The sequence below is a fragment of the Neoroseomonas oryzicola genome (assembly GCF_012163135.1).
Taxonomy (GTDB): domain Bacteria; phylum Pseudomonadota; class Alphaproteobacteria; order Acetobacterales; family Acetobacteraceae; genus Neoroseomonas; species Neoroseomonas oryzicola.
In genome coordinates this window covers 134,641-148,651 of the sequence record NZ_JAAVUP010000001.1, presented here as the reverse complement: position 1 = coordinate 148,651, position 14,011 = coordinate 134,641, and the positions used below count along the sequence as shown (strand labels likewise).

Genomic DNA, 14,011 nt, shown 5'->3' with positions numbered 1-14,011 from the left:
CGGGATCGGCTCTAGCCGCGCGGCGGGCGCAGGGCGCGCAGGATGGCCGGCTCGGCGGATCGCAGCAGCCAGGCGCGGACCTCGCGCAGGCTGCGCCCGACCTGGGCGCGGCCCTCGGGCGGCACCTCCTTCCGGTCGGCCAGCAGCAGGTACAGCGCGGCGAGGTCGGCCTCCGTCGCCGGCCGGTCGGGGTCCGCATGGCGCGCCTGCCAGGCGGCGACGCGCCCCGGCAGGTCGGCGCGGCGAAGATGGCGGTAGCGTTCGCCCTCGGCCGCCGCGAAGCCCGCCGGATCGAGCGGCGAGAGCGGCAGCGGCCCGTCGCGGTGGACCTGGGCCTCCGCAAAGCCGTGGCGGCGGTAGATCTCGGGCGTGAAATGCTCCCCCGTCTCGCCGAAATAGAGGCCGAAGCAGGCCCGCGTGTTCACCCGCGCGAGCCCGAGCCGCGCCGCGGCCAGCGCCTTCGCCGCATCCTGCGAACTCGCGACATGGCCGAACTCGCCTGCGAGCCAGAGGGCGAGGATCCGCCCCTCGTTGCGCTCCTGGTAGTCGTCGGGCGCCAGGATGGCGTCATAGGGGGCAAGTTCCGCCCGAATTTGCCGCCAGGCCTCGCGGTGCAGGCCGAAGGCCCAGTGGTGTTCCAGTTGCGTCCAGCCGGCGGGGCCGTGCACTGCGGGCGCGCGGTGATCGCCATAGACGGCGAAATGCGCGACCCCGTCCGCCTTCGCCGTCGCCTCCCGCGCCAGGTCGAGCATGTGCAGGTACCAGGGGCCGGGCTCGAGGTCGTCCTCGAAGAAATAGGCGCATTCGGCGCCGAGGGTGATGAAGGCGTGGTCCTCGCCACGCGCGATGTTGCGCGCGATGCCGAGGTTGTCCGGCGCCGGGAGGATCTCGGCCCGCGGGAAGATTTTGCGCACCGCGGCGATGCCGGCGGCGATCTCGGCCCCGCTCGCATAGCGGCGACCGGTGCGCGGGGACACCGCGCCATCCATCATCAGGTGGATGCGCCGTTCGTCGAGCACCACGCCGCGCTGCGACCGCAACGCCCGGCAGACGCGCGCCAGGCGATCCGGCTGGCGGAAGCCGAAGAGGATGATCGGCGCCGTGATCTCGCGCGGCGCCGGGGCGGCGGAGGAGGTCATGCCGCCCTGCCCCGCCCTCAGCGCGCGATGCGCGTCTCGGCGCCCGGCGCGAGCCAGCCCAGACGGCCGGCCGCGAAGACGGCGACGGGCGACGGTGTCGCCGGATCGACCAGCACCACGTCGCCACGCAGGCCCGGCGCGATCCGGCCGCGATCCGTCAGGCCGCAGGCCTCGGCCGGATTGGCGGAGACCAGCGCCCAGGCCCGTGGCAGGTCCATCGCGCCGCGACGGACCATGGCGAAGGCGGCCTCGAGCATCGCCGGCCAGACGTAGTCCGAGGCGAGGACGGTGACGAGGCCCCGCTCGGCGAGCGGTGCGGCGGAGGCCCAGCCGATATGGCTGCCGCCGCGCACCACGTTGGGCGCGCCCATCACGACATGCTCGCCGGCGGCGCGCGCATCCGCCGCCACGGCCTCGGCCATCGGGAATTCGCAGATGGTCGCGCCATGGGTGCGGTAATGGACGCGATCCTCGATCGTCGCGTCGTCGTGGCTGAGCATCGGTATGCCGGCGGTGCGGGCGGCCTCCGCAAGGCGGGCGCGGGCGGCGGGGATCTCGTCGCGCCGGGCGGCGACGGATTCGGCCAGGCTGCGGAAGGCGTCCGCCTTCATCCCCGCACGGCCGGCGAACTTCGCCACCTGCTCGGGCTTGTCGATCTTCTTCATGATGCCTGGCGTGTGGTCGTTGAAGCCGAGCAGGTGCACCGAGCCATCCGCGATGCCCGCCACTGCGTCGTCCAGCGCGTCGAGGTTGTCGGCCTCGAAGCGCAGATGCACGCGCAGGTCGGTCGCCGCGGCGGCGCGGGCCGCCGGCAGCGCGGCCTTGAGCGCGCGCCAGGCGGCCAGCGAGCGCAGCCCCGGTTCCCAGGACAGGGTCACGCCGAGATAGGCGGTGGTGATGCCGCTCGCGATCAGCTGCGCCGCGCTGTCGCGCAGCGCGAGCGGCACCGGCAGGTCGACGCCCGGCCGCGGCTGCAACTGGCGTTCATGCGCGTCGCCATGGATGTCCACGATCCCCGGCAGGACGCAAAGGCCCTCCGCGTCGAAGCGCTTCGCCTCCGGCGCAGGCGCCGCGGCGACAGCTCCATCGGCAAGGGCGAGATCCTCCGCGCGCATCGCGCCGTCGCGCAGCACGCTGCCGCCAGTGATCGTCCAGGCCATCGGATCAGGGTTCCACCACCAATTGCACGCGGCCGGCGGCGTAGATCGCCTGGGTCCAGTCCACGGGTTGTCCGTCGGGATCGACGTTGAGGGATTCGGAAACCAGCACGGGCCGCGAGCGTGACTGCTGCAGCAGGTCGGCTTCCTCCGGCGTCGGCAGGCGCGCGGTGATGCGGGACGATTTCCGCCGGTAGTCGGTCAGGCCGCAGGCGGCGAGTGCCGCGGTGATGGAGGTTTCCGCGCCTAGCACGTCGGCGGCCACGGCGAAGCGCGGCAGCGGCAGGTGGTGCACGCCGATCACCACCGGACGCCCGTTCGAGAGGCCAAGCCGGTCGATCTTCAGCACCATCCGCCCGCGCCGGATGCCGAGGGCCTCGGCGAGTTGCGTTTCGGCCGGGACCTCGGAGATGCGCAGGATGCGTCCAGCCGGCTCGCGGTTCTGCCGGCGGATCAGTTCCGAGAACCGCGTGCGCGGGCCGAGGCGGTAGTCGACCACGTCCTCCGCGACGAAGGCGCCGCGGCCCTGCTCGACGCGGATGAGGCCGCGGGCCTCGAGATCCTCGAGCGCGCGGCGCACCGTGTGGCGGTTCACGCCGAAGCGCTCCGTCAGCACCGCCTCGGTCGGCAGGCGTTCGCCGGCGGCACGGCCGCCATGGGCGATCTCGCCTTCCAGCGAGGCCGCGATCTGGCGCCACAACGCCACGCCCTGGCCCCGCGCCAGAGGCGCCCCTGTCATCGAAACTTCAACCATCGCCGCCCAAGTCCATGGGATATCCGTGTGGACTTTGTGGCGGGCGGATGTCTACTTGTCCAGATGAATTCCATGACAAGTGCACCACCCGATCCGAACGCCGAGCGCCGCCACTGGATGGCCGTGCTGGCCCGCGCGAGCGGCGAGGAGATCGCCGCCCTGATGCCCGAACTTCCGGCCCATGAGCGCCTGCGCGCGCCCGAGACCGGCCTCGTCATGGTGCGTGGCCGGGCCGGTGGGGACGGCAATGCCTTCAACCTCGGCGAGATGACGGTGACGCGCTGCGCGGTGCGGCTCGGCGAGACGGTGGGCCACGCCTATGTGGCCGGACGCGACAAGCGCCAGGCGGAACTCGCGGCCGTGCTCGACGCGGCGCTGCAGGATCCGGCGCGGCGCGATGCGCTGATGGCCGCGGTGATCGCACCGCTCGCCACGCGCCAGACGGCGTCGCGTGACGCGGACGCCCGGCGCGCCGCGGCGACCAAGGTGGAATTCCTCGCCATGCAGACGACGCGATGAGCACGCTCACCCCCGGCTTCGCCGATCCCGTTCTCGACGCCCAGGCGACCTTCCGCGCGGTGCTCGAGGCGATGAGCCGCCCGGGCCGCATCCAGCGCGCCGGCACGGGACTGCGCCCGCCCGCGCCGATGATGCCGGCCGCGGCGGCGGTGCTGCTCGCCCTTGCCGATTCCGGCACCACGCTCTGGCAGGATGCCGGCACGGATGCGGAGGCCTGGCTGCGCTTCCATTGCGGTGCGCCCTTCGCCGCAATGCCCGCCGAGGCGGCCTTCGTTCTCGCGACCGGCGCGCCGCCCGTAATTGCCGACCTGAACGCGGGCAGCGAAGAAGAGCCGGAACGCGGCGCGACGCTGATCGTCCAGGTCGCCGCCCTCGAGGAAGGCGCCGGCTGGCGTCTGAGCGGCCCGGGCATCGAGCGCGAGCACCGCCTCGCGGTCACCGGGCTGCCGTCGGATTTCGTCGCGGCCTGGGCGCGCAACCGTGGGCGCTTCCCGCGGGGGGTCGATGTCATCCTCTGCGCGGGAGAGCGCATAGCCGCCCTGCCGCGCACCGTCGCGATCGCGGAGGGCTGAGCCGATGTATGTGGCCGTGAAGGGCGGCGAGCGGGCGATCTCCGCCGCCCATGCCTGGCTCGACGAGACGCGGCGCGGCGATCCCGCGCTGCCGGAACTGACCGTCGCGCAGATCGAGCAGCAGATGCCGCTCGCGGTGGACCGGGTGATGGCGGAAGGGTCCTGCCATGACCGCTTCCTTGCCGCGCTCGCGATCAAGCAGGCCAAGGGCGACCTGATCGAGGCCGCCTTCCTGCTGCGCGCCTACCGCACCACCCTGCCCCGCTTCGGCGTCAGCGAGCCGCTCGAGACCAACGCGATGCGGATCCGCCGCCGCATCAGCGCGACCTACAAGGACCTGCCGGGCGGCCAGGTGCTCGGGCCGACCTACGACTACACGCACCGGCTGCTCGACTTCGCGCTGGCGGCCGAGGGTTCCGATCGGGCCGAGGCGCCGCAGGCAGAGGTGCCGGCTGGCGCCGTGCCGCGCGTGACCGAGTTGCTGGCGCGCGAGGGGTTGATGCAGCGGGAGGAAGCGACCGACGCCGAACCCGGCGACCTGACGCGCGAACCGCTGGCCTTCCCCGCCGCGCGGCCCGTTCGCCTGCAGAACCTGGCGCGCGGCGACGAGGGCTTCCTGCTCGCCCTCGGCTATTCGACGCAGCGCGGCTATGGCGGCAACCACCCCTTCGTCGGCGAGATCCGCGTCGGTCACGTCACCGTCGAATTCACGCCGCCGGAACTGGGCTTCCCGATCGAGCTCGGCGAGATCGGCATCACCGAATGCCAGATGGTGAACCAGTTCAAGGGCAGCCGCACCGAGCCGCCGCAGTTCACGCGAGGCTACGGGCTGACCTTCGGCCATGGCGAACGGCGCGCGATGTCCATGGCGCTGGTCGATCGTGCGCTGCGCGCGACGGAACTCGGGGAGGACGTCACCGCCCCGGCGCAGGATCATGAATTCGTGCTGTATCACTCGGACAACATCGAGGCGACGGGCTTCGTCGAACACCTGAAGCTGCCGCACTACGTCGACTTCCAGTCGGAGTTGGAGAACCTGCGGACCATCCGCGCCGCTCTGGCGCGCGAAGCGATGCAGGAGGCCGCGGAATGAGCCCGCCCGATGATCGGAGCGCCGAAGGCGGCGGAGATCTGAATCGGCCGGGCCAGACGAAGGGTCCCGTGATGGAAGGCTACAACTTCGCCTACCTCGATGAGGCGACGAAGCGGATGCTCCGCCGCACCATCCTCAAGGCCGTCGCGATCCCCGGGCACCAGATCCCCTTCGGTGCGCGCGAGATGCCGCTGCCCTATGGCTGGGGCACCGGCGGCATCCAGGTGACGGCGGCGATCCTCGGCCCCAGCGACACGCTGAAAGTCATCGACCAGGGTGCGGACGACACAACCAACGCCGTGTCGATCCGTCGCTTCTTCACCCGCGTCGCCGGCGTCGCGACGACCGAGCGCACCGCCGAGGCGACGATCATCCAGACCCGCCACCGCATCCCCGAACAAGCGCTGCGGGAGGACCAGGTCATCGTCTACCAGGTGCCGCAGCCCGAGCCGCTGTCGCGCCTCGAACCGCGCCGCGCGGAGACGAAGCGCCTGCACTCGTTGGCCGATTACGGGCTGATGCACGTGCGGCTGTACGAGGACATCGCGCGCTACGGCCACATCGCGAAGGCCTACGACTATCCGGTGATGGTGAACGGGCGCTACCTGATGGCGCCCTCCCCCATCCCGGCCTTCGACAATCCGAAGATGGACCGCATGCCGGCGCTGCAGCTGTTCGGCGCCGGGCGCGAAAAGCGCATCTACGCCGTGCCGCCCTATACCGAGGTGCGGAGCCTCGACTTCGAGGACCATCCCTTCCGCCCGATCCGCGCACCGCATGCCTGCGCGCTGTGCGGGTCGCGCGAGAGCTACCTCGACGAGGTGATCACCGACGATCGCGGCGGTCGGCTCTTCGTCTGCTCCGACACCGATTATTGCAGCGGCCGCGTCGCCCTGCGGGAGGCCGCGGAATGACCAGGCCGATGCTCGAGGCCCGGGGCCTCACCCTGCATTTCGGCGCCATCCCCGCCCTGGTCGACGTCACGATCGACGTCGCCGAGGGCGAGGTCGTCGCCATCGTGGGCGAATCCGGCTCCGGCAAGACGACGCTGCTGCGCGTCCTGTCCGGCCTGATGCCGCCCGATGCCGGCACGGTGCGATGGCTGGGCGAGGACGTCCACGCCATGGGCGAGGCCGCCCGGCGGCGCCTGCTGCGCACCGATTGGGGCTTCGTGCACCAGAACCCGCGCGACGGGCTGCGGCTGAACGTCTCGGCCGGCGGCAATGTCGGCGAACGGCTGATGGCCATTGGCGCGCGCCATTACGGCAACATCCGCGGCGAGGCGCTGTCCTGGCTCGCCAAGGTCGAGATCGACGCGACACGCATCGACGACCTGCCGCGCACCTTCTCGGGCGGGATGCAGCAGCGGTTGCAGATCGCGCGCACGCTGGTGACGCATCCGAAGCTGGTGTTCATGGATGAGCCGACCGGCGGGCTGGACGTGTCCGTGCAGGCGCGGCTGCTGGACCTGATCCGATCCCTCTCGCGCGAATTGGGGCTTTCCGTGCTGATCGTGACGCACGACATCGCGGCGGCGCGGCTGCTCGCCGACCGCATCCTGGTCATGCGGCGCGGCCGCGTGGTGGAACAGGGGCTGACCGACCGGGTGCTGGACGACCCTCAGCATCCCTACACGCAGCTTCTCGTTTCCTCGGTGCTCGCGGCATGAGCGCGCTGCTGCGGACCGAAGGCGTCGCCAAGGCCTTCACGCTGCACCTGCAGGGCGGCACGCGCATCCCGGTGCTGGGCGGCGTCGACCTGGTCGTGAGCCCAGGCGAATGCGTGGCGCTCTGGGGCCCCTCCGGGGCCGGCAAGTCGACGCTGATGCGTTGCCTCTATGGCAATTACGGCGCCGGCGCGGGGCGCATCCTGCTGCGCCATCGCGGCGAGGAGATCGACCTCGTCACCGCCGATCCGCGCACGGTGATCGAGGCGCGGCGCGAGACGATCGGCTACGTCTCCCAGTTCCTCCGTGTTATCCCGCGCGTCGCGACGCGCGACATCGTGGCCGAGCCGATGATCGCTCGCGGCATGGTGAAGGCGGAGGCGCTGGCCCGCGCGACCGCGCTGCTCTCGCGGCTGAACCTGCCCGATCGCCTGCACGGCCTGCCGCCCGCGACCTTCTCGGGCGGCGAGCAGCAGCGGGTCAATCTGGCGCGCGGCTTCGCGCCGGGCTATCCCGTCCTCCTGCTCGACGAGCCGACCGCCAGCCTCGATGCTGGGAACCGCGCCGTGGTCGTCGAGATGATCCGGGAGGCCAAAGCCGCCGGCACCGCCGTCGTCGGCATCTTCCACGATGCCGAGGTGCGCGAGGCCGTCGCCGACCGCCTCTTCGACGTGATCCCCCACCAGGACGCCGCATGACCGCCGAGACCATCCTCACCAACGCCATCCTCGTCCTGCCGGAAGAAACCCTGCCGGGCACGCTGGTGATCCGCGGCGGCCGCATCGCCGAGATCCAGCCGGGCCGCAGCCATTCGGCCGCCGCGCGCGACCTTGAGGGTGATCACCTCATCCCCGGCGTGGTCGACGTGCATACCGACAACCTCGAACGCCAGGTGCAGCCGCGGCAGAACGCGCGCTGGCCGTCGCGGTCCGCGATGATCGCGCATGACGCGCAATGCGCGGCGGCGGGCGTGACGACGGTGTTCGACGCGCTCTGCCTTGGCGATCTCGGCTTCGACCAGGGTCGCGGGCAGACCTTCCTCGACGGCGTCGCCGACCTCGACGCGCTGGCCGAGACCGGCGTGCTGCGCTCCGAGCACTTCCTGCATCTCCGCTGCGAATTGCCGGCGGCCGACATGGTGCCGGCGATGGACCCGGTCGCCGATCATCCGCGCGTGCTGATGGTCAGCCTGATGGATCACTCCCCGGGCGTTGGCCAGTACCGCGACATCCCGCGCTACGTGACGATGCGCCGCAAGCAGACCCAGATGACGGTCGAGCAGGTGCAGGATCGCATCGCCTTCCTGCTCGACCAGCGGGAGCGCCTGCGCGAACCGCAGCGGCGCTGGCTGCTCGACCGGATCCGGCACCGCGACCTCGCCATCGCCTCGCATGACGACCAGAGTGCCGAGGAAGTTCGCCGTAACCTCGCCGACGGCATCGCCATCAGCGAGTTCCCGGTGACGATGGAAGCCGCCGAGGCGGCGCGCGACGCGGGTGTCGGCGTCATAGCCGGGGCGCCGAACATCGTCCGCGGCGGCAGCCATTCGGGCAACGTTGCCGCGGCAGATCTGGTGCGCGCGCGCGCGGCGGATGCCTTCGCCTCCGACTACGTGCCGGCCTCGATGGTCGAGGCTGCCTGGCGGACGGCGGAGGAGACCGGCATCTCCCTCCCCGAAGCCGTCGCCATGATCACCGACCGGCCAGCGCGGATGGCGCGGCTCGCCGATCGCGGGCGTCTCGCGCCGGGGCTGCGGGCCGACCTCGCCCAGGTGCGGGCGGTCCATGGCATCCCGGTGGTGCGCCGGGTGTGGCGCGAGGGCAGCCGCGTCGCATGACGCCGTGGCGGCTCGCGCTCTACTGGGCGCCGGAAGACGACGACGCGCTGCATACGCTGGGCAGCACCTGGCTCGGGCGCGACGCCGCGTCGGGGCAGGCGCAGGCACAGCCGGCGGTGGACGGCATGGACCTGGCCGAACTCACGGCCGATCCGCGCGGCTATGGTCTGCATGCGACGCTGAAACCGCCCTTCCGGCTGGCGCGGGGATACGCCGCGGCGCGCGACGCCGCGGCGGCGCTGGCGGGCCGGACGGCGCCCTTCGACCTGCCGCCGCTCGCGGTGCATGACCTCGACGGCTTCCTGGCGCTGCGGGAATCCGTCCCCTGCCCTGCGCTGACCGCCTTCGCGAATGCCTGCGTCGAAGCGCTCGACGACCATCGCGTGCCGCCAAGCGAGGCCGAGATCGCGCGCCGCCGCCCGGAACGGCTCTCTGGCCGGCAGCGCGACTACCTCGACCGCTGGGGCTATCCCTATGTCTTCGAGGAATGGCGCTTCCACGTCACGCTGACGCGGCGCCTTGCCCCCGAGGAGAAGGCGGTGGTCATGCCGGCGGTGACGGCCTTCCTCGGCGAGGCCGCCGGCCGGCCGCGGCGGGTCACCTCGCTCTCGCTCTTCGTGCAGCCGGAACCGGGCGCGCCCTTCACGATCGCCGAGCGTCTGCCGCTGCGCGCCTGAGTTCGGCGACGACCCGCGCGGCGCCGTCCTCCGGCGTCGCGTCGTTCGATACCGTCGCGACGTCGAGACCCGCGGGCAGCGCAGCCTCCCGCGCCAAGCGCGCGGCGATATCGTCTGCGCTCTCGCGCCCCCGCGCCGCGAGGCGCGCGGCCAGCACGGCAAAGGTCGCGGTGATGTTCAGCACGCGCAGCGGGTAGCGGCCCGCCGCCTCGGCCAGCGCGCCGCGCGACAGGTTCGCGACCACCACCCGGCGCGCGGCGAGGTCGGCCTCGATGTCCCGCGGGATGCCGTAGAACAGGCCATGCGCGCCCCACCACAGGGCGAAGGCGCCGGCGGTGCGCTCGGCCTCGAAGGCGGCGACGGACAGGGCGCGGTGCGCCTCCCCGCCCGCCTCGGCCGGGCGCGTGATGCTGCGCTGCACGAAGCGGAAACGGGCGTCGCCCTCCAGCCGCGCGCGGGCGAGGCCCATCAGCGTGTCCTTGCCCGCCCCCGAGGGCCCGACCACCGCCACCAGCATCCGTCCAAGGCCCTCGCGAGGATTGACGCGCTCCCTCTGCTGCGCGACGACGTTCGGCGCAAGACCGAGGACCACGGCCGATGTCCGTCGCCACGCCGGAGATGATCGGCTTCCCCGCGAAGGAACCGCCCCGGATGTTCACCACTCGTCCCGAAATCATCGGCACCTTCGGCGCCGTCGCCTCCACCCACTGGCTCGCGAGCCAGGTCGGGATGGCGGTGCTGGAACGCGGGGGCAACGCCTTCGACGCCGCCGTCGCGGCCGGCTTCACGCTGCAGATCGTGGAACCCCACCTGAACGGGCCGGGCGGCGACTGCCCCATCATCCTGCACAGCGCGCGCACCGGCCGGCAGGAGGTGATCTGCGGCCAGGGCCCCGCCCCTTCCGGGCTGACGGTGGGCTATCTGCGCGACCACCTCGGCCTCGACCTCGTGCCGGGCACGGGTCTGCTCGCGACGCCGGTGCCGGGCGCCTTCGATGCCTGGATGGTCATGCTGCGCGACCACGGCAGCTGGACGGTGCGCGACGTGCTCGCCTACGCCATCGGCTATGCGCGGCATGGCGCGCCGATGGTCCCGCGCATCCGCGCGACGATCGAAAGCGTGCGCCCGCTGTTCGAGGCCGAATGGAAGACCTCCGCCGCGCTGTGGCTGCGCGATGGCGGGCCGGAGCCGAACGGCGTCTACGCCAATCCGACGCTCGCCGACACCTATGAGCGCGTGGTGCGCGAGGCCGAGGCCGCCGGCGGTGACCGCGTGCGCCAGATCGAGGCCGCCCGCACGGCCTGGTATCGCGGCTTCGTCGCCGAGGCGATCGCCCGCTTCGCCGCGACGACGGAGGCGATGGACACCTCCGGCCGTCGCCATCGCGGCGTGCTGAACGGCGGCGACCTGGCCCGCTGGTCGGCGACCGTCGAGGCGCCACTGACCCTCGACTACCGCGGCCACACCGTCCTGAAGTGCGGCCCCTGGAGCCAGGGTCCCGCGATGCTGCAGACGCTGGCGCTGATGGCCGGCTTCGACGTGGATGCCATGGACCCGGTCGGCGCGGAGTTCATCCATCACGTCGTGGAAGCGCAGAAGCTCGCCTTCGCCGACCGCGAGGCCTTCTACGGCGACCCCGACTTCGTCGACGTGCCGATGCGGACGCTGCTGTCCAAGGCCTACAATGACGCACGGCGCGCGCTGATCGGGCCCGAGGCGTCGATGGACTTCCGCCCCGGCAGCCCGGATGGCCGCGCGCCGCGCACGGACTATGCCGCGGCGATCCGCCGGGCGCAGGAGCTGGCGGCGGCGGCGGGGTCCGGCGAGCCGACCGTCTCGCGCCTCGGCGCCGCGGGCGGCGACACCTGCCATGTCGACGTGATCGACGCCGCGGGGAACATGGTCAGCGCGACGCCCTCCGCCGGCTGGCTGCAATCCTCCCCGGCCATCCCGGAGCTCGGCTTCTGCCTCGGCAGCCGTTGCCAGATGTTCTGGCTGGACGAGACGCTGCCGAATGGCCTGCAGCCCGGCAAGCGGCCGCGCACGACGCTCTCGCCCTCGATGGTGCTGCGCGACGGCAAGCCCTGGATGTCCTTCGGCACGCCGGGCGGCGAGCAGCAGGACCAGTGGCAGCCCATCATGCTGCTGCGGATGATCCATCACGGGATGAACATCCAGCAGGCGATCGACCTGCCCTCCTTCCATTCCGAGCACTGGATCAGTTCCTTCTGGCCGCGCGGCGCCAAGCCGGGAAAGGTGGTGATCGAAGGCCGCTACGCGCCGGAGGTGCTGCAGGAGCTGAACGCGCGCGGGCACCTCGCGGAGATGGGCGGCGAGTGGTCGGAAGGCCGCCTGACCGGCGTGCGGCGGGAGGCGGACGGCACCATCCGCGCCGGCGCCAATCCGCGCGGCATGCAGGGCTACGCGGTCGGGCGCTGATGCGCGTCCTCCTCGCACTGACGCACTACTTCAGGGCGGAGGAGGGCTCGCGCCATTCCTCCACCGATGCGCACCGGCGCGACCAGCGGGCGGAGGCGCTGAGGCGCACGATCGATTCCTGGCGCGGCACCTTCGGCCCGACCACGGCGATCAACATCGCCGCGAAGCGCTACGAGCGGATGCGCGGCGTGCTCGATGCGCTCGACATCGTGGTGCTGACCAACGGCGCCGACCACCTGGTCGACGCGGCCCACGCCAAGGCGCGCGGCGTGCGGCAGGTGACGGTTCAGGTCGACAATCCGCGCATGATCGGCTTCGCGGCGCGACAGCTGTTCGCGGACAACCGCAACGCCTACGACCTGTTCTGCTATTCCGAGGACGACCTGCGGGTCGGCGATCCCGGCTTCGTCGCCAAGATCATGGCGTTCCAGGACGCCTTCGGGCCGAAGCGGCTGCTGATGCCGAACCGCTTCGAATGGAACCCGGCGGGGCCGAGCCTCAAGACCTGGATCGACGGCGACCTGCGGCCGGGCCTGCTCGCGCCCTGGCAGGACCCGCTGCCGGACGAGGAATTCCTCCGCCTCGGCCCCACCACCTTCCGCCGCGCGACCAACCCGCACAGCGGCTTCTTCGCGGTGACGGCGGCGCAGCTGGCGCACTGGATGCGACAGCCGCATTACGGCGACAACGACTGCGCCTTCATCTCGCCGCTCGAAAGTGCGGCGACGCTCGGGGTGCTGAAGACCTTCCCGATCTACAAGGCCTTCGGCACCGATGCCGGGTTCCTCGAGATCGAGCACCTCGACACCCGCTTCTCCTCCCTTCCAGTATTGGCGCCGGGAGGACGGGCATGAAGATCATCGACGCGCAGGTGCATATCTGGGGCAGCGGCACGCCGAGCGGCGACCACCGCCAGGTCCCGGTCTTCACCGCCGAGGAATTGCTGCGGGAAATGGCAGAGGCCGGCGTCGACGCCGCCGTGCTGCATCCGCCGGTCTCCTGGGACCCGGACGCCAATGCCATCTCGGAGGCCGCGGCGGCGCGGTATCCGGACCGCTTCTGCGTGCTGGGGCAGGTGCCGCTGGATACGCCGGAGGCGAGCCGGCCGTTGCTCGCGACCTGGCGGCAGCGTCCCGGCCAGTGCGGGCTGCGCTACCCCTTCGTCCGCGAGGACCAGCAGAGCTGGCCCTTCGACGGCACGATCGACTGGCTCTGGCCCGCCGCCGAGGACGCCGGGCTGCCTGTCGCCACCATGGCCTGGCGCTTCCTGCCGGAATTCGCGCGCATCGCCGAACGGCATCCGCGGCTGCGGCTGATCATCGACCATTGCGGCCTGATACGGCACGGCAAGGGCGCGGCCGCCTTCGAGAACCTCGATGCCGTCGTCGCGCTGGCGCGCTTCCCCAATGTCGCGCTGAAGGCCACCGGCGCGCCGGGCTATTCGGCGGAGGCCTATCCCTTCCGCGACATCCATGACGGGCTGCACCGGCTCTACGATGCCTTCGGGCCGGACCGCTTCTTCTGGGGCACCGACATCACGCGCATGCCGTGTTCCTGGAAGCAGTGCATCACGCTCTTCACCGAGGAACTCCCCTGGCTGCAAGGACCGCAGATGGAACGCGTGATGGGCGGGGCGATCTGCGACTGGATCGGCTGGAGCCGGGCCTAGAACATCCCGATCGCCATCCCGGCCGCCAACGTCGCGCCGAGGTCTTCGCACCGCGCGAGGTCCTCGGCGCCGATGGTCTTGGGCGCGAGGATCGCCTCCGAAGTCTGGGCATGCGTGCAGACGATCAGCGGTTCGGCGACGGCGCGCAGCCGCCAGCCGGTCGCGATGCGCGCGACCTGGCGCGCGGCGTTCGATCCATCGCTGCCGGCACAGACCATCAGCGCGTAGGGCCGGCCCTCGATGCGCCCGAGCGCCGCATAGTAGGTCCGGTCGAAGAAGTCCTTCATCATCCCGGCGATGGCGGCGAGGTTCTCGGGCGTCGCGAAAAGGTAGCCGTCGGCAGCCAGCACATCCTCGGCCGTCGCGTCGCGGGCCTCGGTCACGCGCACGCGCACGCCCTCGCCTTCCGCCGCGCGGCCCGCGGCTTCGACCATCTGGCGCGTGCCGCCGGTCATGCTGTGGAAGACGAGGAGCAGCGTCTTCGTCATC

Annotated in this window: 16 protein-coding genes; 11 read left to right on the top strand and 5 right to left on the bottom strand. The window is 72.0% G+C overall.

The window, feature by feature from the left end; all coding sequences use genetic code 11:
* Positions 1-11: 11 nt before the first annotated feature.
* Genes GWK15_RS00700 through phnF form a run of 3 tightly spaced genes read right to left on the bottom strand, consistent with a single transcriptional unit; the run spans position 12 to position 3,035 of the window.
* Positions 12-1,139, bottom strand: coding sequence for a hypothetical protein (locus GWK15_RS00700; protein ID WP_168038070.1), 1,128 nt, complete (start codon positions 1,137-1,139; stop codon positions 12-14).
* Between the two features lie 17 nt (positions 1,140-1,156).
* Positions 1,157-2,299: an alpha-D-ribose 1-methylphosphonate 5-triphosphate diphosphatase gene (locus GWK15_RS00695; protein WP_168038068.1), complete on the bottom strand. Its 1,143-nt coding sequence runs from the start codon at positions 2,297-2,299 to the stop codon at positions 1,157-1,159.
* A 4-nt stretch (positions 2,300-2,303) separates the two neighbouring features.
* The gene (gene phnF, locus GWK15_RS00690; RefSeq protein ID WP_168038066.1) at positions 2,304-3,035 is read right to left on the bottom strand and encodes a phosphonate metabolism transcriptional regulator PhnF; all 732 of its coding nucleotides are present in this window, start codon (positions 3,033-3,035) and stop codon (positions 2,304-2,306) included.
* Between the two features lie 87 nt (positions 3,036-3,122).
* On the opposite strand from phnF, the gene phnG reads away from it, so the two are divergent.
* The 8 genes from phnG (at position 3,123) to GWK15_RS00650 (ending at position 9,414) form a co-directional block, all read left to right on the top strand.
* Positions 3,123-3,569 carry a phosphonate C-P lyase system protein PhnG gene (gene phnG / locus GWK15_RS00685; protein WP_168038064.1) on the top strand — a complete coding sequence of 149 codons (447 nt, stop codon included), beginning with the start codon at positions 3,123-3,125 and terminating at the stop codon, positions 3,567-3,569.
* Positions 3,566-4,141, top strand: a complete 576-nt coding sequence (gene phnH / locus GWK15_RS00680; RefSeq protein ID WP_168038062.1) for a phosphonate C-P lyase system protein PhnH — start codon at positions 3,566-3,568, stop codon at positions 4,139-4,141. Before phnG ends, phnH begins: the two co-directional genes overlap by 4 nt.
* A gap of 4 nt (positions 4,142-4,145) precedes the next feature.
* On the top strand, positions 4,146-5,234 hold the full coding sequence (locus GWK15_RS00675; protein WP_168038060.1) for a carbon-phosphorus lyase complex subunit PhnI: 1,089 nt from the start codon (positions 4,146-4,148) through the stop codon (positions 5,232-5,234).
* Positions 5,235-5,305: 71 nt separating this feature from the next.
* The gene (locus GWK15_RS00670) at positions 5,306-6,148 is read left to right on the top strand and encodes an alpha-D-ribose 1-methylphosphonate 5-phosphate C-P-lyase PhnJ (RefSeq protein ID WP_168038059.1); all 843 of its coding nucleotides are present in this window, start codon (positions 5,306-5,308) and stop codon (positions 6,146-6,148) included.
* Positions 6,145-6,903 carry a phosphonate C-P lyase system protein PhnK gene (gene phnK, locus GWK15_RS00665; protein ID WP_168038057.1) on the top strand — a complete coding sequence of 253 codons (759 nt, stop codon included), beginning with the start codon at positions 6,145-6,147 and terminating at the stop codon, positions 6,901-6,903. The genes GWK15_RS00670 and phnK overlap by 4 nt, the downstream gene beginning before the upstream one ends.
* Entirely contained in the window at positions 6,900-7,598 is a 699-nt protein-coding gene (gene phnL, locus GWK15_RS00660; RefSeq protein ID WP_168038055.1) for a phosphonate C-P lyase system protein PhnL, read from the top strand. The genes phnK and phnL overlap by 4 nt, the downstream gene beginning before the upstream one ends.
* Positions 7,595-8,737, top strand: a complete 1,143-nt coding sequence (locus GWK15_RS00655) for an alpha-D-ribose 1-methylphosphonate 5-triphosphate diphosphatase (RefSeq protein WP_168038053.1) — start codon at positions 7,595-7,597, stop codon at positions 8,735-8,737. The genes phnL and GWK15_RS00655 overlap by 4 nt, the downstream gene beginning before the upstream one ends.
* Positions 8,734-9,414, top strand: a complete 681-nt coding sequence (locus tag GWK15_RS00650; protein WP_168038051.1) for a DUF1045 domain-containing protein — start codon at positions 8,734-8,736, stop codon at positions 9,412-9,414. Before GWK15_RS00655 ends, GWK15_RS00650 begins: the two co-directional genes overlap by 4 nt.
* Here the strand turns inward: GWK15_RS00650 and phnN are convergent.
* Positions 9,380-10,006, bottom strand: coding sequence for a phosphonate metabolism protein/1,5-bisphosphokinase (PRPP-forming) PhnN (gene phnN, locus GWK15_RS00645; protein WP_338147167.1), 627 nt, complete (start codon positions 10,004-10,006; stop codon positions 9,380-9,382). The genes GWK15_RS00650 and phnN overlap by 35 nt on opposite strands.
* A gap of 5 nt (positions 10,007-10,011) precedes the next feature.
* Here phnN and GWK15_RS00640 point away from each other — a divergent pair, with 5 nt between their 5' ends.
* Genes GWK15_RS00640 through GWK15_RS00630 form a run of 3 tightly spaced genes read left to right on the top strand, consistent with a single transcriptional unit; the run spans position 10,012 to position 13,522 of the window.
* Positions 10,012-11,853: a gamma-glutamyltransferase family protein gene (locus GWK15_RS00640; RefSeq protein ID WP_338147166.1), complete on the top strand. Its 1,842-nt coding sequence runs from the start codon at positions 10,012-10,014 to the stop codon at positions 11,851-11,853.
* Positions 11,853-12,707, top strand: coding sequence for a hypothetical protein (locus GWK15_RS00635; protein ID WP_168038049.1), 855 nt, complete (start codon positions 11,853-11,855; stop codon positions 12,705-12,707). The genes GWK15_RS00640 and GWK15_RS00635 overlap by 1 nt, the downstream gene beginning before the upstream one ends.
* Positions 12,704-13,522, top strand: coding sequence for an amidohydrolase family protein (locus GWK15_RS00630; RefSeq protein WP_168038047.1), 819 nt, complete (start codon positions 12,704-12,706; stop codon positions 13,520-13,522). Before GWK15_RS00635 ends, GWK15_RS00630 begins: the two co-directional genes overlap by 4 nt.
* Here GWK15_RS00630 and GWK15_RS00625 read toward each other — a convergent pair.
* Entirely contained in the window at positions 13,519-14,010 is a 492-nt protein-coding gene (locus tag GWK15_RS00625; protein WP_168038045.1) for a flavodoxin family protein, read from the bottom strand. The genes GWK15_RS00630 and GWK15_RS00625 overlap by 4 nt on opposite strands.
* Position 14,011 lies beyond the last annotated feature (1 nt).